The sequence below is a fragment of the Micromonospora sp. NPDC053740 genome (assembly GCF_040677775.1).
Lineage (GTDB): Bacteria > Actinomycetota > Actinomycetes > Mycobacteriales > Micromonosporaceae > Micromonospora > Micromonospora alfalfae.
Window position 1 is genome coordinate 824,161 of sequence record NZ_JBFASO010000002.1, and the last position, 26,722, is coordinate 850,882.

A 26,722-nucleotide genomic window follows, 5' to 3' on the forward strand; every position below is an offset into this window, starting at 1 on the left:
ACCGATGCCACTACATTCATGTTCGAGCGCGATCTTGCCCGGTGGGGCGTGCACGAGCGGAGCGGCAGGCGTCAGGCGCAGGCGCAGGCGCAGGCACGGACAAGTACAGGCGCAGGCACGGACAAGCGCAGGCACGGACAAGCGCAGGCACGGACAAGCGCAGGCACGGACAAGCGCAGGCACTGACAAGCGCAGGCACTGACAAGCGCAGGCAAGCGCAGGCGCAGGCGCAGGCGCGGGCAGGCGGCGTCCGGGACGGGTCGGGCCCCGGAGCTGGTGCTCCGGGGCCCGATGTCGCTGGGGTCGGCCGTCAGGCGGAGGGGACCTCGGCGGTGGTGCGGATCCGGTCCAGCGTCGGTGCGGAGACCGGCGACTGGGCGGTCAGGTAGTCGACGAAGGCGTCCAGGTCGATCTGGCCGGTGACCAGGTTCGTGCCGCCGGTGAGGGCGCTGAAACCGTCGCCTCCGCCGGCGAGGAAGTTGTTCACCGTCACCCGGTAGGTGGTGGCGGTGTCGACGGCGGTGCCGCCGAGGGTGAGGCTGCCGCGGACCACGCGGGTGCCGGCGCACGGGTCGGCGACCGTACCGGTGGTGCCGTTCGGGTCGACCACGTAGCCCACGGTGGCCGACGGGTACAGGGTCCGGCCGGTGACGAACTGCTGTTCCAGTACGCAGTAGAGCTGCGCGCCGGTGAGGTCCAGTGTCACCAGGTTGTTGGCGAACGGCTGAACGGTGAACGCCTCTTCGTAGGTGACCGGGCCGGCGTTGAGGTCGGCCCGGACCCCGCCGGGGTTCATGAAGGCGGCGACTGCGTTCTGTTCGTCGTCGGTGGCCGCGAGTTGCGCGTCGGCGATCACGTTGCCCAGTGGCGATTCGCCCAGACTCGTACCGAAGAGGGTTTCCTGGGTCTTGGTGATGGCCTCGGTGGTCTCACCGACCTGGCGGTCGGCGACCGGGCCGAGCACCGTCTTGTACCGGTCGATCAGTGCGGTCTGCCGCGGGTCCTTGGCGACGTCCCGGGTGACCACCACGTTGTTGGCGGCGGCGGAGATCACGTCGCCGCTCCGGCGATCGATCTTGAGGTCGATGTCGGTGACCAGGCGACCGAACGAGCTGGCACTGGTGACCAGCTTGCCGTTGATGTCGCAGTTGTACGCCTGGTGGGTGTGCCCGCTGACCACCACGTCGATCGACGGATCCATCCGGTTGGTGATGTCCACGATGGGGCCGGTCATGCCGACGCAGTCGTTGATCCCGCCGGTCGCGGCCTGGGTGCCGCCCTCGTGCAGCAGGACGACGATCGCCTGTACGCCCTTGCGGCGCAGCTCGCGCGCGTACCGGTTGGCGGTGTCCGCCTCGTCGGCGAAGCTGAGGCCGGCGACGCCCTGCTGGCTGACGATCTGCGGGGTGCCTTCCAGGGTCATGCCGATGAAGCCGACCTTGACGCCCTGCACCTTGTGGATCGCGTACGGCGCCATCAGCGGCTTGCCGGTGGCGGTCTTGAAGGCGTTCGCGGACAGGTACTGGAAGCCGGCCCCCCGGTACGGGGTGCCGTCGATGCAGCCGTCCACCGGGTGGCAGCCGCCGTTCTGGATTCGCAGCAGCTCGGCGGCGCCTTCGTCGAACTCGTGGTTGCCGACGCTGGCGTAGTCCAGCCCGGCCATGCTCAGCGCCTCGATGGTCGGCTCGTCGTGGAACGCGGCGGAGAGCAGCGGGGACGCACCGATCAGGTCGCCGGCGGCGACGGTGATGGTGTTCTTCTTCTTGGCTGCGGCGCGCAGCTCGGCAAGGTGGGTGGCCAGGAACTCGACGCCACCCGCGGTCTGCCCGGCGATGGTGCCGCTGGACCCGCTCGGCGGTTCGAGGTTGCCGTGGAAGTCGTTGAGGGCGAGCAGAGTGACGTCGACCGGCTTCGGCCGCGCGTCGGCTTGCTCAGGGCTGGTGGCGACCGCGCCGAAAGCGGCCACCGCGAGCGCGGTCAGGCCGACAGCGGCCCGACGCATCCCGGGTATGAACATGGATCTCCTTGTGAGAATCGGCGTGTACGGTGCCCGGCCTCTGGGTCGACCGGGGCCGCCGACGGACGCCGTCGAAAGGGTCGCGGATGACGGTGGTTGAGCTTGGCCCCCGCCCCGACAGCCTCTCATCCGGACGCCCGCCGGTCGACCCGGGCAGCGCATCGGAGCAGCGCGTACGCCGAGGCCGCTATCGATCATCGTTTAACGCGGTCTGCCGGACAACGTCGGACCCGGGGTCTAGAAAGGACGGGACCACCTACGAGGAATGGGGACGGCATCGTGAGCGGAACGACACCAGTGGCGGAGCAGGTTCGATCGGTCGACGGCACACCCATCGCGTTCGAGCGGTCCGGTGCCGGGCCGGCGGTCGTCCTCGTCGGCGGCGCGTTCAGCGATCGCAACGCGACACGCGACCTGGGTGCGGCACTGGCGCCGGATTTCACCGCCTTCAGCTATGACCGTCGTGGTCGGGGCTACAGCGGCGACACCCCACCGTACGAGGTCGGCCGCGAGATCGACGACCTGGCCGCCCTGATCGCGGCGGCGGGTGGTTCCGCCGCCGTCTACGGCATCTCCTCCGGTGCCGTCCTGGCCGCCCTCGCCACCGCACAGGGCCTGCCGGTGACCACGTTGGTCATGTTCGAGCCACCGTTCCAGGTCGGCCCACACGTGGGTGTCCGCAAGGACATCACCCCGCAGCTCATCGAGCTGATCGCCGCCGATGACCGGGACGGCGCTGTGGAGATCTTCCTCAGCGCCTCGGTGGGGCTGCCGGCCGAGCAGATCGCCGGGATGCGGTCGCAACCGATGTGGGGTGGGCTCACGGCGGTCGCGCACACACTGGTGTACGACGCGATCGTCACCGCTGGAGGGCGACTCCCGGCCGAGCGGCTGGCGGCCATCACCGCGCCGACCCTCGCGGTGGACAGCACCGGCAGTCCACAGTGGTTGCGGGATGCGAGTCGGGCGGCGGCCGAGGCCGTGCCGGGCGGCCGGTCCGTGAGCCTCGACGGCGGTTACCACGACGTGCCAGCGACGACGCTGGCCCCCGCGCTGCGCGAGTTCCTGCTCGGTTGAGCGCACCAGCGGCCGCCGAGGCGCGAGCCGGTGGGAGATCGTCGGCTCAGCCGTCAGCCAGCGCCTTGTCGACCAGGGCTGCGACGGCGTCCGGCGGCCAGGTGCCCGCCACGCCGGGCCGGGCGGCCAGGTAGGTGGCGATCCGCTCGGCGGGCCAGCCGTGCGACTCGCGCAGCCCTCGGGCGATCATGCCGAGATAGATCGGCGCGGGAGGCCGGCACGGCACGGCTGACGCCCCCTCGGGGGCGGTGAAGGTGAGCATCGGTACACCGTCGCGGCTGCCTGGGCAGATCAGCGTCTCGTACCGCCCCGGGCCGAGCGTGGCCCGTCCGTCGGCTACGGCGGCGTCGATGGCCGCGCCGGTCGCCGGGATCAGCTCGGTAGTGTCGCCCGGCGGGCGGTACATCTCCTGGGCCGCGATGTCGGTGAACTGCTCCAGGGTGACCAGGTAGGCGCGGGCCGCGGCCTCGCCCGGCAGGTGCGGGTCGTAGAAGGCCATGCCGCCGGTCCAGGCGCCGGACTCGCCGGCGAAGTAGATGCCGCCGGGCAGCGACACGGGTGCCGATCGGCTGGGTGGACGCCGGTCGCGGCAGCCCGGGTACGTCCGCTTTCCGCCGGGTGGGCAGCCGCCACCGATGTACCAGCCCAGCCGGGCGGCGTGCATGTTCGAACCGTACGAGACGTACCAGGCCAGCACGACGACCCCTCAGAAGCCACCGGTCTGCCCGGCGGAGTGGCTCACCTGCACGGTGTGGGTCACGCAGCCACCGGCTTCGACCGAGTGCAGCAGGAAGGCGGTGGGTTCGTTGACCCAACCGATCTGCTCGTCGGCGCTCATGGTGAGCGTGCTCTGCTTCCACGTGCTGGGCGCCACGGTGAGGACAGTGCCCGCGTACGCCGTGGTGACCGGGCGGTGGAGGTGGCCGGCGCCGACCCGCACCACGTGCCGGTGCCGGCCGATCACCTCGGCGAGCGCGTCGCCGTCGGCAAGCCGGATGGAGTCGGCAACGGGGATGCCGACAGCGACCGGCGGGTGGTGCAGGAAGATCACGGCGGGTACCTCGGGCCGCCCGGCCAGCACCCCGTCGAGCCAGCCGAGCTGTTCCTCGCCGAGTCGGCCGCCGTCGCTGCCGGGGACGAGCGAGTCGAGCACCACGACGGACGCCGCCTCGTGGTCGACGTGGTAGTAGGCGGAGAAGCCGCCGCCGAGCAACGGTGTGCCGCCGAACGTGTCGAGCAGGGCCTCCCGGTCGTCATGGTTGCCGGTGGTCAGGTGCACCGGCAGCGGGAAGCGGCCGATCACCTCGCGCAGCGCCACGTACTCGTCGGGCTGGCCGTGGTCGGCCAGGTCGCCGCTGATCACCACGCAGTCCGGTCGGGGTCGCAATGCCAGCACCCGGCCGAGCGCTCGGTGCAACCCGGCGGCCGGTTCGGCGGCGAGCAGGCCGGTGGTCAGGTGCGGATCACTGAGCTGGGCGATGAGCATGGGCTCGCCTCCTCGGCGCCGGGATGCTCCACGCTATCGCCGGTCGCGGCGTCCCGGGGGGGGAGGGTCAGGCGTCCACAGGCTGCGTCCACAGCCTGTGGATAGCACGTGTGTACGAAGCCCGGGCGGTCCCAGCCACCGTGAGTACGCTTGATCGAGCGGTTCGGCGTCGGCCGGGCCCCTCCCCTACCTGGAACGACGTGCGAGTGGATCATCAGCGAGTCATCCGTGACGTCACCGTCCGCCTGCCGATGGCGTCGAGCACGCCGGAGGCGTGTCGATGGACGGTCACCGCGCTGTCCCGCCACACCCCGGCGACCATCTCCGTGCTGCTCGCGGTCCACGATCGCCTGCGCTGCGTCGCGGCGACCGGGGCGTGGCAGGTCTTCGCCACCGTGCCGGCGGGGACCGGCATCGTGGGTCGGGTGTACGCGACCGGCACTCCCGCCGTCGTCCCGGACGTCACCGTCGACCCGGACTACCTGCCGGTCCGCCCGGATGTGACAGCCGAGTTGTGCGTACCGGTGCTGGACCCCACGGGCCGGGCGATCGGCGTACTCGATTTGCAGTGGAGTGAGCCGACCGACCTGGAGCCGTGGCGGGAGACCGCGCAGCGGCTCGCCGACGGGCTCGGCGCTCGGATCGCCGCCCTGGGTGGCCCGCCGGCGGAGAGCCGCAGTGAGAAGCTGCTCCGGCATGCGGCAGCGCTCTCCTCCGCACCGACCGAGGGAGAGGTGATGGGGGCGGCAGCCCGTGCCGCCCGGGAGGTCTCCACCCTCTCCACCGCACTGCTGCTGATCGGCGGTCAGCTCGGCCCGTCCCCGGCGACGCCGAGCGACCTGGAGACCCGGATCCGCGCCGAGCTGGCGGCGGCGGGTCCGGCCGCCCTGGACCGGATGGTCGAGCGGGCGCACCGGTACGGCGCCGGGTACACGCTGGGCGAGGCCGGGCATCCCCCGACCGAGGACTACCGCCCGCTGACCCGGGCGGGGGTACGGACGCTGGTCGCCGTGCCGGTCGGGCCGACGGACGCCGGTGGGGTGCTGCTGGTCGCCGACGAGCGCGCCCTGCGCCCGGACCCGACAACTGTCAGCCTGATGGAGTTGCTCGCCGGGCAGTCCTGGACGAGCGTGGACCGGCTGCGCACGCTGGCCCGGCTGCGGGAGCAGGCCAGTTCCGACCCGCTGACCGGGTTGCGGCACACCGGCCCGTTCGGGCAGCGGATCGCTGCGGCCACCCCCGGGCGTACGGCCCTGCTGGCGATCGACGTGGACGGCTTCAAGACCGTCAACGACACGTACGGTCACCAGGCCGGCGACCGGGTGCTGGTCGGGTTGGCCCGGGCGCTGGAGGGGGCGCTTCGGCACGGCGACGAGTTGTACCGGATCGGCGGCGACGAGTTCGTCGCGGTGATCGAGGTGAGCCGCCCGGAAGAGGCGGTCCGGATCGCCGAACGGCTCACCGAGGCGGCCCGACGCATCGGCCGCACGATCAGCGTGGGCGTCGCACTTCCCCGCCCCGGCGAAACACCCGACCGCACCCTGAAAAGAGCCGACCAGGCCCTCTACGCGGTCAAACGCCAAGGCCGAGACGGCGTCCTACTCTCCGCCGCGTAAACCGCCCCCACATCCCCGCCGATCTTGCACTTTCGGTTGCCGTTTTGTCGCTCTCGCCCCTTGTGCCGGCACAGAAACTGCAAGATCGCGGGGGCACGGGGGCACGGGGGCACGGGGGCACGGGGGCACGGAGGCACGGAGGCGCGGACGGGCGCGGGGTTGTGGGAGTGCGCGGGGTTAGGGGGTGCGGAGTTCTTTGGCGAGGAGTTCGGCGATCTGGGCGGTGTTGAGGGCCGCCCCCTTGCGAAGGTTGTCGCCGGTGACGAAGAAGTCGAGGGCGCGGGGGTCGTCCAGGGCGCGACGGATCCGGCCGACCCAGGACGGGTCGGTGCCGACGGCGTCGATCGGCATGGGGAACTCCCCGGCCGCGGGGTCGTCGACCACGATCACCCCGGGGGCGTTGCGCAGCGCCTCGCGGGCGCCCTCGGCGTCGACCTCGGTGGCGAAGTTCGCGTGCACAGCGACCGAGTGGGCGGTGACCACCGGCACCCGGACGCAGGTGGCGGAGACCTTGAGGTCGGGGAGGCCGAGGATCTTCCGCGACTCGTTGCGGATCTTCATTTCTTCCGATGACCAGCCGCTGTCGGCCGGGGAGCCGGCCCAGGGGACCACGTTGAGCGCCATGGGTGCCGGGAACGGGCCCAGGTCGTCGCCGACCGCCTGGCGTACGTCGCCGGTGCGCGAGCCGAGCGCCCGATCGCCGGCGACCTTGGTGAGCTGGTCGTGCAGGATGTCGACGCCGGACTGACCGGCTCCGGAGACCGCCTGGTAGGAGGCGAGCACCAGCTCTCGTAGGCCGTACTCGCGGTGCAGCGGCGCGACGGCGACGATCATCGCGAGGGTGGTGCAGTTGGCGTTGGCGATGATGCCCCGGGGTCGGTTGCGGACCTGCTCGGGGTTGATCTCGGGAACGACCAGCGGGACGTCACGGTCCATCCGGAACGCGCCGGAGTTGTCGACAGCTATCGCGCCCCGGGCGACGGCGATCGGCGCCCACTCGGCGGAGACCTCGTCGGGCACGTCGAACATTGCCACCTGGACCCCGTCGAACGCTTCGGGGGTCAGCGCCTGGACGACGAGTTCCTCGCCCCGGCAGCGGACCCGGCGCCCGACGGAGCGCTCGGAGGCGAGCAGCCGGATCTCACCCCAGACGTTGCGTCGCCCGGTGAGCAGCTCGCACATCACGGTGCCGACGGCACCTGTCGCTCCGACCACGGCGAGGGTGGGCAGCGCCGTCATTGGCGCTACCTACCCGTCCCCGCGTAGACCACGGCTTCGGTGTCGCCGCTCAGCTCGAACGCGTCGTGGATGGCGCGGACGGCGGCGTCGAGGTCGGTGTCCCGGCAGACCACTGAGACCCGGATCTCGGAGGTGGAGATCATCTCGATGTTGACCCCGGCCGCGCCGAGCGCGGCGAAGAAGCCGGCCGCCACACCGGGGTGCGAGCGCATGCCCGCGCCGATCAGCGAGACCTTGCCGACGTGGTCGTCGTAGAGCAGGCCCTTGAACTTGACCGGCTCCTGGATCTTGCTGAGCGCCGCCATCGCGGTGGGCCCGTCGGCCTTGGGCAGGGTGAACGAGATGTCCGTCCGGCCGGTGCCCTCGGTGGAGACGTTCTGCACGATCATGTCGAGGTTGATCTCGGCGCTGGCGACGGTGTCGAAGATCCGCGCGGCGGCACCCGGCTCGTCGGGCACCCCGACGATCGTGATCTTGGCCTCGCTGCGGTCGTGCGCGACCCCGGTGATCAGTGCCTGCTCCACGGAAAGGTCCTCCATCGATCCGGTGACCATCGTGCCGGTGTTGGTCGAGTATGACGAACGGACGTGGATCGGCAACCCCGCCCGGCGGGCGTACTCCACGCTACGCAGGTGCAGCACCTTCGCGCCGCAGGCGGCCAGCTCCAACATCTCCTCGTAGGTGATCTGCTGGATGTGCCGGGCGTTGGGCACGATCCGCGGGTCGGCGGTGAAGATGCCGTCCACGTCGGTGTAGATCTCGCAGACGTCGGCGTGCAGGGCGGCGGCGAGCGCCACGGCGGTGGTGTCCGAACCGCCACGGCCGAGCGTGGTGACGTCCTTGGTGTCCTGCGAGACGCCCTGGAAGCCGGCCACGATGACCACCGAGCCCTCGTCGAGCGCGCCCTTGAGCCGCCCGGGGGTGACGTCGATGATCCGGGCGCGGCCGTGCACCGAGGTGGTGATCACGCCCGCCTGCGAACCGGTGAACGAGCGGGCTTCGTACCCCAGGTTGTGGATGGCCATGGCCAGCAGGGCCATGGAGATCCGCTCCCCGGCGGTGAGCAGCATGTCCAGCTCGCGGCCCGGCGGCAGCGGGCTCACCTGGTTGGCCAGGTCGAGCAGCTCGTCGGTGGTGTCGCCCATAGCGGAGACCACCACCACCACATCGTCGCCGGCCTTGCGGGCGGCGACGATGCGCTCGGCCACCCGCTTGATCCGCTCGGCGTTGGCGACGGAGGACCCGCCGTACTTCTGCACCACGAGCGCCACGACGGTGCACTCCCTCCCAGCGACCCTGAGCGTGCCGACGCCGCCGGAACCGGGGCCGGCGGCGCGTGTCAGACCCCATGAGGGTATCCGGCGGATAACGAAGCCGGGTCAGGTGATCCCACCATCCGGCCCGGCCGGGACCGGCCGGGCCGGTCTCACCAGGTCGGACGGGTACGCCGGGAAGCCCCACCCGACACGCCGGAACGAGCTCGGTACGCACCGGCACCCGCCAACCGTCCGCACCCACCAGAATGGGCCGGTGCCCGTCCTCATCCGCTCGGCCGGCCGCGTGATCGGGCCGCTCGTCCTCGCCCTGCCAGCCCTCCTGGTCGCCTGCACCAGTGAGCAGCCTCCGACACCGCCGCCCGCCGATCCGGCGCCGGTCGAGGTGGACGCCGCACGGGATGAGCTGGCCGCGCTGGCCGCGGCGGCTCAGGACCGTCACCTGGTGGCACAGTACGTCTACAGCCAGGCGGGTCAACCGGACCGCACCATCGTGTTCACCAGTGCGAACGACGGGAGTTGGCGGGTGGACGTGCCGGGGGGCGCCCTGGGTGGCACCGCCGACGTGTCGATGGCCAGCACGGCGGACGGGCTGTTCCAGTGCGCCCTGCCGTCGGCCGGTCATACCGAGTCGGCGAGTTGCGTACGCCTGGGTGATCGCGACGATGCGATCCCACGCCGGTCGGATCCCCGGGTCCAGCACCTGCTCACCGGTTGGCTGGACGTCCTCACCGACCGACGCGCGCCGTTGGCTGTCGCCCCGGCCAACGCGCCCGAGGGCCTCACCGGCGCCTGCTACTCGGTGGATTCCACCTCGGCGTCGCTCAACGCCCCGCTGGACGTGGGCATCTACTGCTACGACCAGGACGGCACGCCGACGGGCGTTCGGACCGGGGCCGGGACGTTGAGGCTGGCCGCCGCGCCCGGCCCGGCACCGGCCACGGTGCAGCTGGCCGGCCCGGTGGTGATCGACCGGGAGCCGCTCGACACCGCGGCGCCGCCCACCCCGGACCCGTCGGAGAGCCCGGGCGCGGGAACGCCCTGATCTTCGTCCCGTTACGGGTGCTCTTGCCCACATTCAGCCACCCCGTCCTGAGGGGCGAATCACCCATACAGGACGATCCGGTGTATGGCCGACCTCACCCCGCTGCTCGCCTACCGCTGGAGTCCACGAGCCTTCGACCCGAGCGCCGAGCTGACCCCGGAGGAGTCCGCCTCGCTGCTTGAGGCCGCGCGCTGGGCCCCGTCGGCGGAGAACGGACAGCCCTGGCGGTTCGCCCTCGGCCACCGCGACGACGAGACCTGGAAACGGATCCTGATCAGCCTCCCGGTCGACGACCAGATCTGGATCCGGCACGCCGCGACCCTGGTGGTCGGCGCCCACACCGGCCTCGACGCCGAGCGGGCCGCGTACGACCTGGGGCAGGCGATCGCCCACCTGACAGTGCAGGCCACGGCACTCGGCCTGCACGTGCACCAGCTCACCCGGTTCGACCGGGCCGGCCTCTCCACCGAACTCGACCTGCCCGGCGGCGTCCGCCCGTTGGTGGTCGCCGCCGTCGGCCGACTCGGGGACCCGTTCGCCCTCCCGGCCGACCTGCACGCCCGCGAAACCAGCCTGCGGCACCGCCGCCCGGTCGCCGAGCTGCTGCTGCGCTGATCGAGCGCCGGGGTCACCCGCCCCGGCTGGCCCGGAGCAGGACCGCCCCGGCATCGGTGTTGCGATAGCGCACGTGCCGACCCTCGCGGGACCGGGACACCAGGCCGGCGCCGTGCAGCGCGGCCAGGTGCTGGGAGACGTTTCCGGCGGACATGCCGGTGAGTCGGGCGAGGTCGGTGGTGGTCAGCGCCGTCTCAAGCAGGTGCAGCAGCGCGGTCCGGCCCGGCCCGATCACCCGTGCCAGGGGGTCGCCGGGCGGCGACGCGCTCGTCTCCCAGAGCGTCCCGACGGCACGAACCGGGTACGCCCCGGCCGGCAGCGAATCCTCCAGCAGGTTCCACAGCACGTGCTGCTCGGTGAACACTGTCGGGTTCAGCGCCAGCCCACGACCGCGGAGGTCGAAGTCCCGCCCGAACGTGTCGTCGCTGATCACCCGGTCGCCGTGCCAGCGCAGGCTCGGGTGGAGCTGCTCGAAGAACCGGCCGGCGCCACTCTCGGCGAGTTGGGCGGCCCGGTACGCCACGTCGGCGTCGAGCAACGCCCGCATCCGCTGCCAGTCCGGGGCGATCGCCTCGTCGTACCAGACCCGCACCGCGTCGACGACCTGCGGCAGCAGCCCGCCGGGGTCGGCGAGCAGCGCCCGCCCGAACGGGCTCAGCGGTTTTTGCCAGGTGGTCGACAGCAGGTCCGCGACCACCACGGCCGGCGGCGTCGCGGCGATCTGGTCGAGCTGCTCGGCCATCTCCACGTTCGGTCGGGCCGCCGGGGTGAGGAAGTCGGGCAGCCAGCGACCCGGCACCGCCAACCCCACCAGAGGTCGGACCCGTTCGGCCACCTCCGGACGACGCAACGTCACCCGGGCCCTGTCGATCCACTGCAGGTGCACCGCGTAGCGGACCGGGTTGGCCAGCGCCCACATGCTCATGACCGTCTCGTTGACCGGTGACACGGCGAGCCGTACTCCCGCCACGTCGGCCAGGCTGAACCGCAACTCGGACACACGCCCCCCTGGAGCAGGATTCGGCCCAGCCTAAAAGACTCGACCGCAACGATGGGGGCCCGCTTCACTCCCCGGACATGGGGACCAGAGAAACAATCCGCACCGTCGTTCGAGACGTCGTACCGCCGGCCGGGCTGACCCGCGCCCTGGCCGTGCAGGCAATGGTCTACGCCGTAGGAAGCGGCCTGTTCCACGCCGGCAGCGCCGTCTTCTTCACCCGGGCGCTCGGGCTCAGCGCCGCACAGGTCGGGTTGGGGCTGTCCATCGCGGCGGGGGTGTCGCTGCTGGGCACGGTGCCGCTGGGTGGGCTCACCGACCGGTACGGGCCGCAGCGGGTCTGGGTGGTGGGGCTGGTGCTCAACGCGGCGCTGTTCGCGACCTACCCGTTCGTGGGCGGCTTCGCGGGGTTCCTCGCCGTGGTGGTGGCGCTGGCCGCCGTGGACGCCGCTGTCGGCGTGGCCCGGCAGGTCTACTCGATCAACGCGCTCCCGCCGGCCGAACGGGTCACGGCGATGGCGTACCAGCGCTCGTCGCTGAACGTCGGCTTCGGGCTCGGCGCGGTGATCAGCGGCCTGGTGCTGACGGTGGACACGATCACGGCGTACCGGGGGATGGTGTGGTTCATCTCGACCGTCTTCCTCGTGACGGCCCTCTTCGTGCGGCGACTGCCCCGGCTGCCGCAGGTGGCCCGACCCGCGGAGCCGACGAGTCGGCTCGCCGTGCTCCGGGATCGGCCGTTCATGGCTGTGTCGGTGCTGTCCGGGCTGCTCACCGCGCACCAGACGCTCTACCTGACGGTCATGCCGCTGTGGATCCTGACGCACACCGACGCCCCGAAGACTGTGATTGCCGCTCTGGTGCTGCTCAACACGGTCCTGATCGTGCTGCTCCAGGTGCGTGTCAGCCGGGGCGCTGACACCGCGGCGGGCGCGGCCCGGGCCTCCCGTCGGGGTGGACTGCTGATCGCCCTGTTCTGCCTGGCCCTGCCAATTTCCGGCGTCACTCGGGGCGCGCTCACCGTCGTGGTGCTGGTGGCCGCCGCGTTGCTGCTGATCCTGGCCGAGTTGATCGAGTCGGCTGGCACCTGGGGGCTCACCGCCACACTGCCGCCGGCCGACCAGCGCGGCGCGTACGTGGGTGGGCTCGAACTCGGCGTGCAGGTGCAGTACCTGATCGCGCCGGCCGGACTGACAGCGCTCGGGGTGACCACCGGCGGGTGGGGTTGGTTACCGACGGCAGCGATCTTCGTGCTGGTCGCGCTGGCGATCGTGCCCGCGGTGGCCTGGGTCGGACGCACGCCGCGGTTGGGTGCCGAGGCCGCAGCGCCGGCCATGACCCCGGTCCCATAGTCCGGACCTGTCTTTCCACCCCCCGTTCCATCACGTAGGGTGACCTGGTCATGTGGCAGGCGCTGCTCCTCCTTAGCCGCCGCGACGAGGCCTGACCGGCCGGCACCTCGTCGCGGAGTCGCATCGCGCCGTCCAGCACATCCGAACTTCTTCTCGGCACCGCCGCGCACCGTCGCCCGGCATCTCGCCGACACCTTCCGATCTGCTGACGCCACATGTTCCAGGGAGCACTCTGAGATGGCTCAACCTGTCACCGACGCCGAAACCGATCCGATCGCCCGGCAACGCCCGAGCCGGATGCCGTACCACCGCTACCAGCCGTACCGGGAGCAGTTCCGGGTCGAACTGCCGGACCGCACCTGGCCCACCCGCACCGTCGAGGCCGCCCCTCGCTGGTGCGCGGTGGATCTCCGCGACGGCAACCAGGCCCTGATCGACCCGATGTCGCCCGAGCGCAAGCGCCGGATGTTCCAGCTGCTGGTCCAGATGGGCTACAAGGAGATCGAGGTCGGCTTCCCGTCGGCCAGCCAGACCGACTTCGACTTCGTCCGGCAGCTCATCGAAGACGACATGATCCCGGACGACGTCACCATCCAGGTGCTCACGCAGTGCCGGGAGCACCTGATCGACAGGACGTTCGAGTCGCTGCGCGGCGCGAAGCGGGCCATCGTGCACTTCTACAACTCGACCTCCACCCTGCAACGGCGGGTGGTCTTCGGCCTGGACCGGGACGGCATCGCCGACATCGCCACCACCGGGGCGCGGCTCTGCCAGAAGTACGCCGAGATCCACACCCCGGACACGGAGATCTTCTACGAGTACTCGCCGGAGTCGTACACGGGCACCGAGCTGGAGTACGCGCTGGAGGTCTGCTCCCGGGTGATCGACGTGATCGACCCGACCCCGGATCGGCCGCTGATCATCAACCTGCCGGCCACCGTCGAGATGGCCACCCCCAACGTGTACGCCGACTCGATCGAGTGGATGCACCGGCACCTGCCGCGCCGCGACAGCGTGGTGCTGAGCCTGCACCCGCACAACGACAGGGGCACCGGCGTCGCCGCCGCCGAGCTGGGTCTGCTCGCTGGCGCGGACCGCATCGAGGGCTGCCTGTTCGGCAACGGTGAGCGCACCGGCAACGTCGACCTGGTGACCCTGGGGCTCAACATCTTCTCCCAGGGCATCGACCCGATGATCGACTTCTCGAACATCGACGAGATCCGGCGAGCCGTCGAGTACTGCAACCAACTGCCGGTGCACGAGCGCCACCCGTACGCGGGCGACCTGGTCTACACCGCCTTCTCCGGTTCCCACCAGGACGCGATCAAGAAGGGCTTCGACGCCCTCGCCGCCGACGCGAAGGCGGCCGGTGTACCGGTGGAGGAGCACACCTGGGCGGTGCCGTACCTGCCGATCGACCCGAAGGACCTGGGCCGCACCTACGAGGCGGTCATCCGGGTCAACTCGCAGTCCGGCAAGGGCGGCGTGGCGTACATCATGAAGAGCGAGCACCAACTGGACCTGCCGCGCCGGCTCCAGATCGAGTTCTCCGGGGTGGTGCAGCAGGTCACCGATCACGATGGCGGCGAGGTCGACCCGGCCGCCATGTGGGAGATCTTCGCGACGCACTACCTGCTCGACCACCAGCCCGACCCGGCGGTCCGGCTGAGCGGCTACACGATCAGCACAGTGGACGGGAAGGTCGAGATCGAGGCTCAGGTCGGTGTGGGCGGCGAGCAGCGGTCCCTCGCCGCGGTCGGCAACGGCCCGATCGACGCGTACGTGAACGCGCTCCAGTCGGTCGGGGTGGGCGTACGGGTGCTCGACTACCACGAGCACGCGCTCTCCTCCGGTGGTGACGCGCAGGCCGCCGCGTACGTGGAGTGTGAGGTGGACGGCAGGACGGTCTGGGGTGTCGGCACCGACGCCAACATCGTCACCGCGTCGATCAAGGCGGTCACCAGCGCCGTCAACCGCGCCCGCCGCTGACCCGGGCGCGACACCCCCGAAGTGGCTTCCTACTTCGGGGGTGTCGCGGCGGGCAGTGAATGGCAGGGCTGGGACGGCGGGGCTTTCCGGGGCGGTCGGTGGACCAGCACGAGGGCCAGCAGCGCTCCGGCCACGAGCAGCCCGGCACACCACTGCATCGCGCCCCGGAACGCGTCGGTCAGCTCGGCCTTCTGCTCGTATCCGCCGCCGGAGAGCCCGACCAGCAGCGGCAGCGCCGCCACCGCGAGCAGGCCGCCGGCGCGGGACGCGGCGTTGTTGAACCCGCTGGCCACCCCGGAGAACCGGTCCTGCACGGCGGCCAGCACCGACGCGGTCAGCGGTGCCACCACCAGGGTCAACCCGATGCCGAAGAGCAGCACCCCGGGCAGCACGTCCCGCCAGTACGATGCGCCCGGTCCGACGCTGCGCAGCAGCAGCAGGCCGACCGCGGCGACCACGGGTCCGATGGCCAGCGGCAGCCGTGGGCCGATCCGGGCGGACAGCGCACCGGCGCGCGCGGAGCCGACCAACAGCAGCAGTGTCATCGGCAGCAGCGCGATGCCGGTGCGGAAGGCCGACCAGCCGACCACGTTCTGCAGGTAGACGGCGAAGAAGAAGGTGAAACCGCCGAGCGCCGCGTACACGACGACTGTGAAGATGTTCAGCACCGAGAAGAGTCGGCTGCTGAACAGCCCGGTGGGCAGCATCGCGGCGTCGCCACGCCGCCGTTCCAGCAGGACGAAGGCCACTGCGGAGAGCACCCCGACCGCTGCCGCGATGAGCACCTCGGCGGAGTCGAACCCGCGGGCCGGCGCGTCGATCAGGGCGTAGGTGACGCCGGCGAGCGCGAGCGCTCCGAGCAGGGCTCCGGCGACGTCGAACCGCCGTCGGGTCCGATCCGGTCCCTCGGTGCGGGAGGCGCTCTCGTCCCGGCTCTCCGGCACCCAGCGCAGGGCGGCGAGCAGCACCAGCACGGCGATCGGCAGGTTGAGGAAGAAGATCCAGCGCCAGGAGAGCGCGTCGATCAGCCAGCCTCCGATGAACGGCCCGAGCGCGGTGGACACCCCGGACAGCCCGGCCCAGGCACCGATCGCGCGGCCCCGGTCGTCGGGATGGAAGCTCGCCTGGAGCACCGACAGCGACCCGGGCGTGAGCAGCGCGCCGCCGGCGCCCTGGAGGAACCGGGCCGCGATCAGCATGCCGGTGTCCTGGGCCAGCCCGCAGAGCACTGAGGCGGCGGTGAACCAGACCACGCCGATGAGGAAGATGCGTCGCCGGCCGAAGCGGTCGCCCAGCGCGCCGCCGAGCAGCACGAACGCCGCCAGCATCAGCAGATAGCCGTTGATGGTCCACTGGAGATCGGCCACGTTCGCGCCGAGGTCCTGCCCGAGTTTCGGCAGCGCCACGTTGACGACTGTGCTGTCGAGGAAGACCATGCCAGAGGCGAGTACGGCGGCGAGCAGCGTGCCCCGGCCGGCGGTGGTGCCCATCCGGAGGGCAGTCGCCGGTACGGGTGCGCTCATTCCACCAATCTGCCTTGCATCATGTGGGAGACGCCACGAAACGCCGAAACCGTGCCCGGGTACTGTGCGCAATCGCCGGAAGCCCCCAAGCTGGAGAGGTGTCGTCTGTGCGTACCAGATTAGGACCGCGAGCGGCGGTGGCCGCGCTTGCCGCGGCGCTGGCGCTCGGCGTGGCCGGTTGCGTCCCGCAGGATGAGCCGACCACACCGCCGTCGAGCGACGGCGGCGGCAACGCCGCGGAGCAGTTGAGTCAGCTCACCGTCGCTACCGCCGGCTCGATGAAGGGCTACAGCCGGGAGCGTTTCCCGCACTGGCGGGACACCGGCAAGAACTGCGATGTCCGGGACAGCATCCTCCAGCGCGACGGCAAGGATGTGAAGCTCTCCGGCTGCAACGTGGTCGGTGGGCGCTGGGAGAGCGTGTACGACGGTCGTAGCTTCTCGGATCCCTCCGACGTGGACATCGACCACATGGTGCCGTTGGCCAACGCGTGGCGCTCGGGTGCCGACGAGTGGGACAACGCGAAGCGCGGTGATTTCGCCAATGACACCACCCGTCCGCAGCTTTTCGCGGTTTCCGCCTCGTCGAACCGGGCAAAGGGTGACCAGGACCCGTCCCAGTGGAAGCCGGCAAACCGGTCCTACTGGTGCAAATACGCTCAGGACTGGGTGACTGTCAAGCACTACTGGCGGCTGACCGTGACCACCGCCGAGAAGGCCGCCCTGACCGACATGTTGGAGGGCTGTTGAGTGGGGAGCTGTTCGTGACCGCCGCCGAGGAGAGCGGCCCGTCCGCCGCCGGGATGACCGCCGACGGCACCGCCGAGACCCCCGCCGCCGTGCCCGGTGCCGGCATGGTCGCGGATTCCGGCGGCGCGGCCGGCCCGCAGAACCGCAGCACCGACATCGTGCCCGGCCCCGGCGGCGTGATGACAGACGAGGTCGGCGTCGTCACCGGTGATCTGACGCTGCGCACCGAATACGCGGACGGCAAAGTCACACTGCGGGTGCAGTACAAGGACGCTGACGAGTGGTACACGGTGACCGGCACCTCGGTCACACTGGCCGATCCGGCTGGGCTGGACGCGGTGCACGGCGTCGCGGTGGGGCTGCTGAACCGCCCCGAGGGCTGACGGCCGCCGGCACCGCGTCCAGTCTCAGACGTACGAACCGGGCTCGGTGGGTGCGGAGACCACGCCTGGCGTGTCCCCCTCGCCCTCGGGCCGGACGACCTGCGCGCTGACCCCGTGCGGGCGCAGTTCGCCGCTGGCGATCTGCTCGGCGAAGTGGCAGGCCACCCGGCTGGCACCGATGTTCCGCAGCACCGGTCGCTCGTCGGCGCAGCGGGTGGGCTGCGCCCACGGGCAGCGGGTGTGGAAGCGGCAGCCGGACGGCGGGTTCGCCGGCGACGGCAGGTCACCCGCGAGCAGGATCCGCTCCCGGCGGTCCTCCACGTCCGGGTCCGGCACCGGTACCGCCGACATCAACGCCCGGGTGTACGGGTGCAGCGGCTCGGTGTAGAGCCTGTCGCTGGGCGCCTCCTCGACAAGCGCGCCCAGGTACATCACGCCGACAGTGTCGGAGATGTGCCGGACCACAGCGAGGTCGTGCGCGATCACCAGGTAGGTCAGCCCCAGGCTGTCCTGGAGTTCGTCCAGCAGGTTGACCACCTGGGCCTGGATCGACACGTCGAGCGCCGAGACCGGCTCGTCGGCGACGATCAGCTCCGGCCCGAGCACCAGCGCGCGGGCGATACCGATGCGCTGCCGCTGCCCGCCGGAGAACTCGTGCGGGTAGCGGGACAGCGCCCAGCGCGGCAGCCCCACCGCGTCCAGGGTCTCGCCGATGATCCGCCGACGGTCGGTGCGGTCGGCGCCGATCCCGTGCGTCTGCAGGCCCTCGGTCAGGATCGACTCGACATTCTGCCGGGGGTCCAGGCTGGACATCGGATCCTGGAAGATCATCTGCATCCGGCGACGCATGCTGCGCAGCTTGCCCGAGGGCAGCGTGGTCAGCTCGACGCCGTCGAAGCTGACCTCACCGGCGGTCGGCGGGGTGAGCTGGAGCAGCGCCCGACCCAACGTGGACTTGCCGCAGCCGGACTCACCCACCAGGCCGTACGTCTTGCCGCGCGCGATGCTCAGGTCCACCCCGTCGACGGCCTTCACCTGGCCGACCACCCGGTCGAAGAGCACCCCCCGTTTGATCGGGAAGTGCACCTTCAGGTCGCGCACCTCGACGAGGATGTCGTTCTCGGTTCGCTCGCTCACGCTGATTCCTCCTCGCGCGGGGCGGGCACCATGCCCGGCAGCGGCTCCGGGTTGACGCACCGGTAGCTCCGTCCGTCGTGCGCGTGCACCAGCTCCGGCGGCTCACCCACGCACTCGTCGGTCCGTCGGGCGCAGCGCGGGGCGAAGGCGCAACCGTCCGGCCAGGGCAGCAGGTCGCGGACCGAACCGGGAATCGGGTTGAGCTTCTCGCCCCGCCCGGCGTCCAGGCGCGGCACCGAACCGAGCAGACCCACCGTGTACGGGTGACGCGGCTGGCGGAACAGCGGACGGCGGCGGGCCGTCTCCACCACCCGGCCGCCGTAGAGCACGTTGACGGTGTCGCACATGCCGGCCACCACGCCCAGGTCGTGCGTGATCATCAGCAGTGCGGTGCCGGAGTCCCGGACCAGATCCTTGAGCAGCTCCAGGATCTGCGCCTGGATGGTGACGTCCAACGCGGTGGTCGGCTCGTCGGCGATCAGCAGCCGAGGCTGGCAGGCCACCGCCATCGCGATGAGCGCACGCTGGCGCATCCCACCGGAGAGTTGGTGCGGGTACTCCTTGAGCCGCCGCTTCGGGTCGGGGATGCCGACCCGGTCCAGCAGCGCCGCAGCTTCCTTCGCCGCGGTCTCGCCCTTCATCCCCCGGTGTCGGGTGAGCACCTCGGTCACCTGCAACCCGATCGGGATCACCGGGTTCAGCGAGGAGAGCGGGTCCTGGAAGATCATCGCGATGTCCCGACCCCGGATGTCCCGCCGCGACCGGTCGTCGAGCTGGAGGAGGTCGGTGCCGTCGAAGACGGCCTTGCCGCCAACCGAAAGGCCGGGCTGCTTGGGCAGCAGGCCCATGATCGCGAGCGAGGTGACGCTCTTGCCGCAGCCGGACTCGCCGACCAGGCCGACCACCTCACCGGCGTCGACCGAGAAGGACACCCCGTCGACAGCGTGCACGGCCCGCTGACCGCGGCGGGCGAACGTGACGGAGAGATCTTCAACTTCGAGCAGTGCCATGCCGTACCGGCCTTTCGTTCGCGACTGCGGGGCTCGCAAGCTCACTCCTCGCGCTCACGGCACTACTTCCGCAGCTTCGGGTCGAGGGCCTCGCGCATCGCCTCACCCAGCAGGGTGAAGCCGAGCGCGGTGATGATGATCGCGACGGCCGGGTAGATCGCCAGCGACGGCCGGATGCCGAGGTACTGCTGCGCGTCGGCGAGCATGACCCCCCACTCCGGCACGGCGGTGTCCGGGTTGCCGAGGCCGAGGAAGGAGAGCGCCGCGGCCTCGATGATCGCGGTGGCCAGTGTCAGCGTGGCCTGCACGATCACCGGGGCGAGCGAGTTCGGCACCACGTGGGTCAGCGCGATCTTCGACTTCTTCACGCCGAGCGACGTCGCCGCCAGCACGTAGTCGCTGTTGGCCTGGGAGATCATCGAGCCGCGCAGCAGCCGGGCGAAGACCGGCACCGAGACCACGCCGACCGCGATCATCACAGTGGTCAGGCTGGCCCCGAGCAGGGCGGCGATGCTCACCGCCAGCAGCAGGCTCGGCATCGCCAGCAGCATGTCGATGAACCGCATCAGGGTGGTGTCGATCCACCGCCCCCACCGGCCACCGAGACCGGCCGCCGCGCCGGAGACGCCACCGATCAGCGCGCCGATCGCCAGACCGATCAGGGTGGAGACCACGCCGACCAGCAGGGTCTGGCGGGCACCAACGATCATCCGGCTGAACTCGTCGCGGCCCTGGTGGTCGTAACCGAACCAGTGATCACCGGTCGGGCCGGGGATGACACCCGGCTTGATCAGCCCCTCCCGGATGCCGATCGTGTCCGTCGCCGCGTACGGCACGAGGAACGGGCCGACCACCGCTACCAGCACGAAGAGCGCCAGGATGATCGCGCCGACGATCGCGGCGGGGTTGCCGCGCAGCCGGCGGAACGCCTCCTGCCAGAGGCTGACGCCCCGCTCGTCGTCGCGGGCGGCCAGTTCGGAGAGCCGGTCGATCTTTTCACGCTTCTTGCCTGGGCTGAGTGTCATCGCACCCTCACCCTCGGGTCGATGAAGCTGTAGGAGAGATCGACCAGGAGGTTCACCAGCACGTACACCACCGCGATGATCAGGATGAAGCCCATCAGCACCGGATAGTCGCGTTGGCCGATGGCCTCGGCGACGAACGCTCCGATGCCGCTGAAGGCGAAGACGGTCTCGGTCAGCACCGCGCCGGAGAGCAGGCCGCCCGCGAGCAGACCGATCGAGGTGGCGACCGGCAGCATGGCATTGCGCAGGACGTGCCGGCGACGAACCGTCTGCTCGGTCAGGCCCTTCGCCTCGGCGGTCCGCACGAAGTCCTCGTTCAGCACCTCCAGCACGCTCGCCCGGGTGATCCGGACGATGATCGCCAGCGGGATGCTGGCCAACGCGATGCTGGGCAACACCAGATGCCAGAGGGCGTCGGCGGCGGCGTCCCACTCACGGGTCATCAACCCGTCCAGGACGAAGAAGTTGGTGACCCGGGTCGCCCCGAGAGTCGGGTCCTGCCGGCCGCTGGACGGGAACCAGTGCAGGTTCTCCGAGAAGATCGCTTTGAGCACGTAGCCCAGGAAGAAGACCGGGATGCAGATGCCGATCAGCGAGCCGCCCACCGACGCGTGGTCAAGGAAACGGCCGCGACGACGGGCGGCCAGGTAACCCAGCGGGATACCGACGCCGATCGCGATGATCATCGCGGTGATGGTCAGCTCGACGGTCCCGGGGAAGCGCTCGATGAACTCAGTGGTGACCGCCCGCTTGGTGGAGGTCGAGGTGCCCAGGTCGAGCTTGATCATCCGCCGTACGAAGCGGCCGTACTGCACCAGGATGGGCTCGTCGAGCCCCATGTTGCGGCGGATGGCGGCCCGCATCTCGGGGGTGCCGCGCTCGCCGAGGATGGCGGTCTCGGGGCCGCCGGGGAGACGGCGGAGCCAGATGAAGAGCAGGAGGGAGAGCCCGAACAGCGTGGGTATCAGCTGAAGCAGGCGCCTGACGATGAACCGGAACACGGCGGCCTCGAAGGGGTGCGGAGGGTTGCGGGCGGGCGCTGTGCGACAGCGCCCGCCCGCGTTCCTTGCTGCGTCAGATCAGGACTTACTTGAACTCGGCGGTCGCGTACCGCTCGTCGGTGAGCGGGCTCGCCTTGACGCCGGTCACGTCCTTGCCGAACACGATCGCCGGCGGCGAGTGCGAGATCGGCACACCGGGCAGGAAGTCCATCACGGACTTGTTCAGGGCCTTGTACTTCTCGGTCCGGGCCGCGATGTCGGCGGTGCCGTCCGCGTCCTTGAACTGGTCGAACAGGGCCTTGTTGTTGAAGCCCCACTCGTCCTTCGGCCGGTCGAAGAAGGTGCCGATGAAGTTGTAGGCGTCACCGTAGTCACCGGTCCAGCCCAGGAAGTGGATGTCGTGCTTGCTACCCGAGGTGGTGGCGTTCAGGTAGTCCGGGCTCCACTTCAGCGGGATCGCCTCGACGGTGATGCCAACGGCCTTCAGGTCCGCCGAGAGCAACTCGAAGATGTCCTTCGGGTTCGGCATGTACGGCCGGGTGACCTCGGTCGGGTAGTGGAACCTCAGCGTCAGGTTCGACGCGCCGGCCTCGGCCAGCAGCGCCTTCGCCTTGGCCGGGTCGTAGGTGTACTTCGTGACGTCACCGTTCCAGCCCTCGACGGTGTCCGGCATGAAGTTGTCGGCGACCTTGGCACCCGGCGGCAGCTTGGAGGTGACCAGCTGCTGACGGTTCAGGGCGTACGCGATGGCCTGCCGGACGCGGACGTCGGCGAGCTTCGGGTTGCCCTTCTGGTTGATCGCCAGGTAGAGCACGTTGAACGCCGGGCGCGTGAGCATGTTGAAGCCCTCGCTCTTCAGCGGCTCGACGTCGGCCGGGCCAACCAGGTCGTAGCCCTGGATGTCGCCGGAGCGCAGCGCCTGCTTGCGGGCGTTCTCGTCCGAGATCGTCTTGAAGATGACGGTCTTCAGCTTGGCCTTGGTGCCCCAGTAGTCCTGGTTGCGCTCCAGGGTCAGCGTCTTGTTCGCGACGTCCCAGGTCTTGAACTTGAACGGGCCGGTGCCGGTCGGGTGCTCCGTCGCGTACGCCGGGTACTTGATGTCCTCGGCGGTGCCCGCGACGTTGCTCGCGTCGAACTCCTGCAGCGCCTTCGGGCTGTGGATGCCGAACGAGGGCAGCATCAGCGCGGCCGGGACCTTGCTGGAGACCCGGGTGAAGGACAGGTCCACAGTGGTGGCGTCCTTGGCGGTGCAGGACTTGAAGAGGCTCGGCGGGAGATCCGCGTTCTCGTTCTTGGCGAAGCCGCCCATGACGTCCTGCCAGTACGCGGTCACGTCCGGGCTCTGCATGAGGCCCTTGGCGTTGTACCAGCGGTTGAAGTTGACGCAGACGGCCTCGGCGTTGAAGTCGGTGCCGTCGTGGAACTTCACGCCCGAGCGGAGCTTGAAGGTCCAGGTGGTGCCGGCGGCGTCCGGGGTCCAGGACTCGGCCAGGCCGGGGGTGACCTTCGTGCCACCCTCTTCCGGACGGACCAGGGTCTCGAAGACCTGACGCGCCACGCGCAGCGACTCACCGTCGCTGGCGAAGCTCGGGTCGAGCACCTTCGGGTCTCCGGCGACGCCGAAGACGAGGGTGTCCTTCTTGCTACCGCCTGATTTGTCGTCGCGGTTGCTCTCGGCGCAGCCTGCTACCGCGAGGGCCGCGACCGCGATGGCCGCGATCGCGACCTTCGGCCTGGGTGCACGCATGTGTGCTTCACCTCGTCCTTGGGGGTACGGACAACGTGGTGACAGGGGTCACCGATGGCGGTGACCATAGCTCCCGATGCGTCCACCCGGAAACCGCTGAGTGGACGGTTGGTATCGGATCGTGCCTCAAGCGCCGTTTGACATTCGATTCGTAGGTAAACAGCGGCAAAAACCGATCAATCAGTGCCCGCGATGCCAAACTGTTACGTCGAACAGCCCCGATGAGGGCACAGGTGTCAGATCATTTCCGGGCAGAGACGCAGCGGTGGCCGGCACCCACACGGGGTGCCGGCCACCGGCAGTACGTCAGGGAATCAGACCGCGCGACGCCCCTCGAACGCCCGACCGAGGGTGATCTCGTCGGCGTACTCCAGATCGCCGCCGACCGGCAGCCCACTGGCCAGCCGGGTCACCGAGATGCCCATCGGCTTCACCATCAACGCCAGGTAGGTGGCGGTCGCCTCGCCCTCGGTGTTCGGGTCCGTGGCCAGGATCAGCTCCCGCACCCCGCCGCCACCGAGCCGGATCATCAGCTCCCGGATGCGCAGATTGTCCGGGCCGATCCCCTCCAGCGGATTGATCGCGCCACCCAGCACGTGGTAGCGACCGCGGAACTCACCAGTCCGCTCGATGGCCACCACGTCCTTGGGCTCCTCCACCACGCACAGCACCTCTTCGGTGCGACGCTGGTCGCGGCAGATCCGGCACTGCTCGGACTCGGCCACGTTGTAGCAGGTCGTGCAGAACCGCACCAGCTCCTTGACCTTGCGCAGCGCGCCGGCCAGCCGGTTGACGTCGGCCGGATCCGCCGAGAGGACGTGGAACGCGATCCGCTGAGCGCTCTTCGGACCCACGCCCGGCAGCCGACCCAACTCGTCGATCAGATCCTGGATGGCACCTTCGTACATCTGCCGGCTCAGAAACCGGGCAGGCCGAGGCCGCCCATGCCGCCGGCGACCGGACCCATCTTGCGCTCGGTCAGCTCCCGGGCCGCCTCGGCGGCGTTGTGCACAGCCGCGACGACCAGATCCTCAAGCGTCTCCACGTCATCCGGGTCGACGGCCTTCGGGTCGATCTTGATGGCCTTGAGCTCACCGGAGCCGGAGACGGTCGCGGTGACCAACCCGCCGCCGGCGGTGCCGGTCAGCTCGGCCTCGGCCAGCTCGGCCTGGGCGGCGGCGATCTGCTGCTGCATCTTCTGCGCCTGCTTCAGCATCTGCTGCATGTTCGGCTGTCCACCTGGGCGCACGGGATGGCTCCTTCTCGCACTCGTCTGCTCGACCGCCGCTCAGCCTATCCGCTGGGACCGACCTCGCCCCGCCCGGTGCGTCCGCCCACGCCGAGCCTTCGGGTACGGCTACCCCTACCCCGAATCGGCCATCTGCTGGTAGTGCACCCACAGCCGTCGCACTGGTCTGCTCATGGCATGAACCTCAACCGCACCGGCCGGGTCGGCGCACTGTGCTGGCTCGCGGCCGCGCCCATCTTCCTCGTCGCCAGCCTGATCACCGGGCTGCGGTGGCGCGAACCGGCCTACAGCTGGGCCACTCACAACATCAGCGATCTCGGCAACGCCCACTGCGGCATCTGGGACACCACCCGCCCCCGCTACGTCTGCTCACCGTGGCACCCGCTGATGAACACCGCGACACTGGCCACCGCCGTCCTGCTCGCCGGCGGACTCCTGCTGACCTGGCGGGTTCTCGGTCACGGCCCGGTGGTGCGCACGGCCCAGACACTCCTGCTGCTGGCCACCGGCGGATACGCCCTCGCGGCCCTCTACCCGGCCGACATCGACGAGAACCTGCACGTCCTCGGCGCAGTCCTGATCATGGGCATGGGCAACGTCGGTTTGCTCCTCGCCGGCTTCGCACCACGCAGCACGACGCTCGGCCGATGGCGACGACTCACCGTCACCGCCGGGCTCGTCGCGCTGGCCGGAACGACACTGTTCGCCGCCCAACAGGGCCTGGGGATCGGGGTGGGCGGCATGGAACGGGTAGCCGTCCTACCATTCCCCCTCTGGGCCTGCGCCCTGGGCGTCCTGCTGGCCGAAACCCCTCCCCTACGCGATCTTGCACTTCCTGCCTCGACATAAGGGGGCATTCCACGCAAGACGACGACCGAAACTGCAAGATCGCCGGGGCCGGGGCCGGGGCCGGGGCCGGGCGCTAGCGGGCGTCTACTTCGTTGATCTTCTCTGCGCCGAAGGTTTCCCGGAGCAGCCGTACCGCCTGCTCCTCGCTGGACTCCCGCGCGGTCTTCTCGTCGATGATCTCGTCCAGCGGCTCGTCGCCCGGGTCGAACCCCTCAAAGGCCGGGGCCGGTGCCGCGCCGCCGGGTCGACCGGCCCGCGCAGGGCCGTCGAAGTCCGGGTCGTAGGGCGGCTCGCCCGCCCACTCGGCGTCCGCGACGGGCCGGGCTGCCGCTCCGGTACGCGCACCGCGCCCCGCCGCCGCCGCGCGAGCCGCGGCGATGGCGCTGCTCACCGGCGCACCACCGGCTGCCGCCGGCTGCCGGGCCGCCGGTGTCGGGTTACCCCGCCCGCCCGGCGTACCGCCACCGGCCACTGACCCCGGGCCGCCCGAACCGCCTGGCCCGGTGCCGTTGGTGCCGCTGCCTGTGGTGCCACTGCCGGCGTTCCCGTTCCCGGCGTTCCCGTTCCCGGCGTTCCCGTTCCCGGCGTTCCCGTTCCCGGTGCTGCCGTTCCCGGTGCTGCCGTTCGCGCCGCTCGACGCCGGTGCTGAGTGGGGGCCCGAATCGTTTCCGGCCGACGCGCCGCCAGGTCGGGCGGCCTCCGGCCAGTCCTCGTCATCAGTAGCCTCGGCGGCGAGGGCCCTGCCGCCGGGGCGGGCCGCCTCCGGCCAGTCGTCGTCGGATGCCGGGGCGGACGGCACTGTGCCCTGCCCACCAGCACCGTGACCAGTCGAACCCCCACCGACTCCCCCACGCGCAGCCGAGCCGGCAGCGGCGGTCGGGTTCGCCGCGGTCGGCGAGGCGGTCATCGGACCGGCGGCGGTCGGGGCGTTGGGCCCCACAGTCCCCCGCCCGGCGGCGCTCACACTCGGCGCGGCGTTCGAGCCAGACGCGTTCGAACCAGGCGCGGCGCGCAAGTCAGACGTGTTCGAACCAGACGAGGCGCTCAAACCAGACGAGTTCGCACCCGGCGCACCGTTGGAACCCCCACCGTTCGAACCAGGCACGGGGTTCGAGCCTGATCCGGTGTTCGAGCCAGCCGCAGCACTGAAGCCAGGCACCGCGCTCGCACTCGGCGCCGCGTTCGAGCCAGGCGCGGCGTTCGAGCCAGGCGCACCGTTCGAACCTGACGCGGCGTTCGAGCCAGGCGCGGCGTTCGAGCCAGGCGCGGCGTTCGAGCCAGGCGCGGCGTTCGAGCCAGGCGCGGCGTTCGAGCCAGGCGCGGCGTTCGAGCCAGGCGCGGC

The 26,722-nt window shown here is 70.7% G+C and carries 25 protein-coding genes and 1 pseudogene; 11 read left to right on the plus strand and 15 right to left on the minus strand.

Annotated elements, in window-relative coordinates:
• Window positions 1-310 precede the first annotated feature (310 nt).
• Window positions 311-2,017: a bifunctional metallophosphatase/5'-nucleotidase gene (locus AB0K35_RS08470; RefSeq protein ID WP_363884411.1), complete on the minus strand. Its 1,707-nt coding sequence runs from the start codon at window positions 2,015-2,017 to the stop codon at window positions 311-313.
• A 279-nt stretch (window positions 2,018-2,296) separates the two neighbouring features.
• Here AB0K35_RS08470 and AB0K35_RS08475 point away from each other — a divergent pair, with 279 nt between their 5' ends.
• On the plus strand, window positions 2,297-3,094 hold the full coding sequence (locus tag AB0K35_RS08475; protein WP_357285068.1) for an alpha/beta hydrolase: 798 nt from the start codon (window positions 2,297-2,299) through the stop codon (window positions 3,092-3,094).
• Between the two features lie 46 nt (window positions 3,095-3,140).
• Here the strand turns inward: AB0K35_RS08475 and AB0K35_RS08480 are convergent, their stop codons facing one another.
• Together AB0K35_RS08480 and AB0K35_RS08485 are read right to left on the minus strand one after the other, a co-directional pair.
• The gene (locus AB0K35_RS08480; RefSeq protein WP_363884413.1) at window positions 3,141-3,791 is read right to left on the minus strand and encodes a histone deacetylase; all 651 of its coding nucleotides are present in this window, start codon (window positions 3,789-3,791) and stop codon (window positions 3,141-3,143) included.
• 9 nt (window positions 3,792-3,800) lie between these two features.
• Window positions 3,801-4,580 carry a phosphodiesterase gene (locus AB0K35_RS08485; protein WP_238667270.1) on the minus strand — a complete coding sequence of 260 codons (780 nt, stop codon included), beginning with the start codon at window positions 4,578-4,580 and terminating at the stop codon, window positions 3,801-3,803.
• Window positions 4,581-4,786: 206 nt separating this feature from the next.
• On the opposite strand from AB0K35_RS08485, the gene AB0K35_RS08490 reads away from it, so the two are divergent.
• A complete protein-coding gene (locus AB0K35_RS08490; RefSeq protein ID WP_363884415.1) occupies window positions 4,787-6,196 on the plus strand; it encodes a sensor domain-containing diguanylate cyclase in 1,410 nt (469 codons plus the stop codon).
• A gap of 177 nt (window positions 6,197-6,373) precedes the next feature.
• Here AB0K35_RS08490 and AB0K35_RS08495 read toward each other — a convergent pair whose 3' ends face one another.
• Together AB0K35_RS08495 and AB0K35_RS08500 are read right to left on the minus strand one after the other, a co-directional pair.
• Entirely contained in the window at window positions 6,374-7,435 is a 1,062-nt protein-coding gene (locus AB0K35_RS08495) for an aspartate-semialdehyde dehydrogenase (RefSeq protein ID WP_238667272.1), read from the minus strand.
• 5 nt (window positions 7,436-7,440) lie between these two features.
• Window positions 7,441-8,706, minus strand: a complete 1,266-nt coding sequence (locus tag AB0K35_RS08500; protein ID WP_238667273.1) for an aspartate kinase — start codon at window positions 8,704-8,706, stop codon at window positions 7,441-7,443.
• Window positions 8,707-8,965: 259 nt separating this feature from the next.
• Between AB0K35_RS08500 and AB0K35_RS08505 the strand changes: the two genes are divergently transcribed.
• On the plus strand, window positions 8,966-9,754 hold the full coding sequence (locus tag AB0K35_RS08505; protein WP_238667274.1) for a hypothetical protein: 789 nt from the start codon (window positions 8,966-8,968) through the stop codon (window positions 9,752-9,754).
• An 84-nt stretch (window positions 9,755-9,838) separates the two neighbouring features.
• On the plus strand, window positions 9,839-10,369 hold the full coding sequence (locus AB0K35_RS08510; RefSeq protein ID WP_238667275.1) for a nitroreductase family protein: 531 nt from the start codon (window positions 9,839-9,841) through the stop codon (window positions 10,367-10,369).
• Window positions 10,370-10,382: 13 nt separating this feature from the next.
• On the opposite strand, the gene AB0K35_RS08515 is transcribed toward AB0K35_RS08510, so the two are convergent.
• Entirely contained in the window at window positions 10,383-11,369 is a 987-nt protein-coding gene (locus AB0K35_RS08515) for an ArsR family transcriptional regulator (RefSeq protein WP_363884419.1), read from the minus strand.
• Between the two features lie 77 nt (window positions 11,370-11,446).
• On the opposite strand from AB0K35_RS08515, the gene AB0K35_RS08520 reads away from it, so the two are divergent.
• On the plus strand, window positions 11,447-12,718 hold the full coding sequence (locus tag AB0K35_RS08520; RefSeq protein ID WP_238667277.1) for an MFS transporter: 1,272 nt from the start codon (window positions 11,447-11,449) through the stop codon (window positions 12,716-12,718).
• 237 nt (window positions 12,719-12,955) lie between these two features.
• Window positions 12,956-14,707 carry a 2-isopropylmalate synthase gene (leuA, locus tag AB0K35_RS08525; protein WP_238667278.1) on the plus strand — a complete coding sequence of 584 codons (1,752 nt, stop codon included), beginning with the start codon at window positions 12,956-12,958 and terminating at the stop codon, window positions 14,705-14,707.
• A 29-nt stretch (window positions 14,708-14,736) separates the two neighbouring features.
• Here the strand turns inward: leuA and AB0K35_RS08530 are convergent, their stop codons facing one another.
• Window positions 14,737-16,230, minus strand: a complete 1,494-nt coding sequence (locus tag AB0K35_RS08530) for an MFS transporter (RefSeq protein WP_363884421.1) — start codon at window positions 16,228-16,230, stop codon at window positions 14,737-14,739.
• Between the two features lie 107 nt (window positions 16,231-16,337).
• Between AB0K35_RS08530 and AB0K35_RS08535 the strand changes: the two genes are divergently transcribed.
• Together AB0K35_RS08535 and AB0K35_RS08540 are read left to right on the plus strand one after the other, a co-directional pair.
• A complete protein-coding gene (locus tag AB0K35_RS08535; protein ID WP_363884423.1) occupies window positions 16,338-16,979 on the plus strand; it encodes an HNH endonuclease family protein in 642 nt (213 codons plus the stop codon).
• Entirely contained in the window at window positions 16,976-17,362 is a 387-nt protein-coding gene (locus AB0K35_RS08540; protein WP_308193410.1) for a hypothetical protein, read from the plus strand. Before AB0K35_RS08535 ends, AB0K35_RS08540 begins: the two co-directional genes overlap by 4 nt.
• A 24-nt stretch (window positions 17,363-17,386) precedes the next feature.
• On the opposite strand, the gene AB0K35_RS08545 is transcribed toward AB0K35_RS08540, so the two are convergent.
• From AB0K35_RS08545 to AB0K35_RS08575, 7 genes are all read right to left on the minus strand, one after another.
• Entirely contained in the window at window positions 17,387-18,499 is a 1,113-nt protein-coding gene (locus AB0K35_RS08545) for an oligopeptide/dipeptide ABC transporter ATP-binding protein (RefSeq protein ID WP_357363099.1), read from the minus strand.
• Window positions 18,496-19,509, minus strand: coding sequence for an ABC transporter ATP-binding protein (locus AB0K35_RS08550; protein ID WP_238667282.1), 1,014 nt, complete (start codon window positions 19,507-19,509; stop codon window positions 18,496-18,498). Before AB0K35_RS08550 ends, AB0K35_RS08545 begins: the two co-directional genes overlap by 4 nt.
• A 62-nt stretch (window positions 19,510-19,571) precedes the next feature.
• Window positions 19,572-20,534 (minus strand): ABC transporter permease, encoded by a 963-nt coding sequence (locus tag AB0K35_RS08555; protein WP_196920182.1) that lies wholly within the window; start codon window positions 20,532-20,534, stop codon window positions 19,572-19,574.
• Window positions 20,531-21,535: an ABC transporter permease gene (locus AB0K35_RS08560; RefSeq protein WP_124776655.1), complete on the minus strand. Its 1,005-nt coding sequence runs from the start codon at window positions 21,533-21,535 to the stop codon at window positions 20,531-20,533. The genes AB0K35_RS08555 and AB0K35_RS08560 overlap by 4 nt, the downstream gene beginning before the upstream one ends.
• A gap of 85 nt (window positions 21,536-21,620) precedes the next feature.
• On the minus strand, window positions 21,621-23,282 hold the full coding sequence (locus AB0K35_RS08565; RefSeq protein ID WP_238667283.1) for an ABC transporter substrate-binding protein: 1,662 nt from the start codon (window positions 23,280-23,282) through the stop codon (window positions 21,621-21,623).
• A 314-nt stretch (window positions 23,283-23,596) separates the two neighbouring features.
• On the minus strand, window positions 23,597-24,190 hold the full coding sequence (gene recR / locus AB0K35_RS08570) for a recombination mediator RecR (protein ID WP_210780747.1): 594 nt from the start codon (window positions 24,188-24,190) through the stop codon (window positions 23,597-23,599).
• An 8-nt stretch (window positions 24,191-24,198) separates the two neighbouring features.
• Window positions 24,199-24,507: a YbaB/EbfC family nucleoid-associated protein gene (locus AB0K35_RS08575; RefSeq protein WP_007466279.1), complete on the minus strand. Its 309-nt coding sequence runs from the start codon at window positions 24,505-24,507 to the stop codon at window positions 24,199-24,201.
• Between the two features lie 201 nt (window positions 24,508-24,708).
• Here AB0K35_RS08575 and AB0K35_RS08580 point away from each other — a divergent pair, with 201 nt between their 5' ends.
• Window positions 24,709-25,380, plus strand: a complete 672-nt coding sequence (locus tag AB0K35_RS08580; protein ID WP_238667284.1) for a DUF998 domain-containing protein — start codon at window positions 24,709-24,711, stop codon at window positions 25,378-25,380.
• A gap of 73 nt (window positions 25,381-25,453) precedes the next feature.
• On the opposite strand, the gene AB0K35_RS08585 is transcribed toward AB0K35_RS08580, so the two are convergent.
• Window positions 25,454-25,771, minus strand: a complete 318-nt coding sequence (locus AB0K35_RS08585; RefSeq protein ID WP_363884428.1) for a hypothetical protein — start codon at window positions 25,769-25,771, stop codon at window positions 25,454-25,456.
• Here AB0K35_RS08585 and AB0K35_RS08590 point away from each other — a divergent pair.
• Window positions 25,758-26,204, plus strand: a complete 447-nt coding sequence (locus tag AB0K35_RS08590) for a hypothetical protein (protein ID WP_363884430.1) — start codon at window positions 25,758-25,760, stop codon at window positions 26,202-26,204. The genes AB0K35_RS08585 and AB0K35_RS08590 overlap by 14 nt on opposite strands.
• A gap of 300 nt (window positions 26,205-26,504) precedes the next feature.
• Window positions 26,505-26,722, plus strand: a pseudogene (locus AB0K35_RS08595) (hypothetical protein); the annotation flags it as partial.

What these genes read in the sequence shown, in the direction of transcription:
- AB0K35_RS08495 (WP_238667272.1), bottom strand. Translation starts at nt 7,435, where the DNA reads ATGACGGCGCTGCCCACCCTCGCCGTGGTCGGAGCGACAGGTGCCGTC.
- AB0K35_RS08575 (WP_007466279.1), bottom strand. Translation starts at nt 24,507, where the DNA reads ATGCAGCAGATGCTGAAGCAGGCGCAGAAGATGCAGCAGCAGATCGCC.
- AB0K35_RS08565 (WP_238667283.1), bottom strand. Translation starts at nt 23,282, where the DNA reads ATGCGTGCACCCAGGCCGAAGGTCGCGATCGCGGCCATCGCGGTCGCG.
- AB0K35_RS08550 (WP_238667282.1), bottom strand. Translation starts at nt 19,509, where the DNA reads ATGGCACTGCTCGAAGTTGAAGATCTCTCCGTCACGTTCGCCCGCCGC.
- AB0K35_RS08520 (WP_238667277.1), top strand. Translation starts at nt 11,447, where the DNA reads ATGGGGACCAGAGAAACAATCCGCACCGTCGTTCGAGACGTCGTACCG.
- recR (WP_210780747.1), bottom strand. Translation starts at nt 24,190, where the DNA reads ATGTACGAAGGTGCCATCCAGGATCTGATCGACGAGTTGGGTCGGCTG.
- AB0K35_RS08555 (WP_196920182.1), bottom strand. Translation starts at nt 20,534, where the DNA reads ATGACACTCAGCCCAGGCAAGAAGCGTGAAAAGATCGACCGGCTCTCC.
- AB0K35_RS08485 (WP_238667270.1), bottom strand. Translation starts at nt 4,580, where the DNA reads ATGCTCATCGCCCAGCTCAGTGATCCGCACCTGACCACCGGCCTGCTC.
- AB0K35_RS08580 (WP_238667284.1), top strand. Translation starts at nt 24,709, where the DNA reads ATGAACCTCAACCGCACCGGCCGGGTCGGCGCACTGTGCTGGCTCGCG.
- leuA (WP_238667278.1), top strand. Translation starts at nt 12,956, where the DNA reads ATGGCTCAACCTGTCACCGACGCCGAAACCGATCCGATCGCCCGGCAA.
- AB0K35_RS08470 (WP_363884411.1), bottom strand. Translation starts at nt 2,017, where the DNA reads ATGTTCATACCCGGGATGCGTCGGGCCGCTGTCGGCCTGACCGCGCTC.
- AB0K35_RS08590 (WP_363884430.1), top strand. Translation starts at nt 25,758, where the DNA reads ATGGCGCTGCTCACCGGCGCACCACCGGCTGCCGCCGGCTGCCGGGCC.
- AB0K35_RS08530 (WP_363884421.1), bottom strand. Translation starts at nt 16,230, where the DNA reads ATGAGCGCACCCGTACCGGCGACTGCCCTCCGGATGGGCACCACCGCC.
- AB0K35_RS08510 (WP_238667275.1), top strand. Translation starts at nt 9,839, where the DNA reads ATGGCCGACCTCACCCCGCTGCTCGCCTACCGCTGGAGTCCACGAGCC.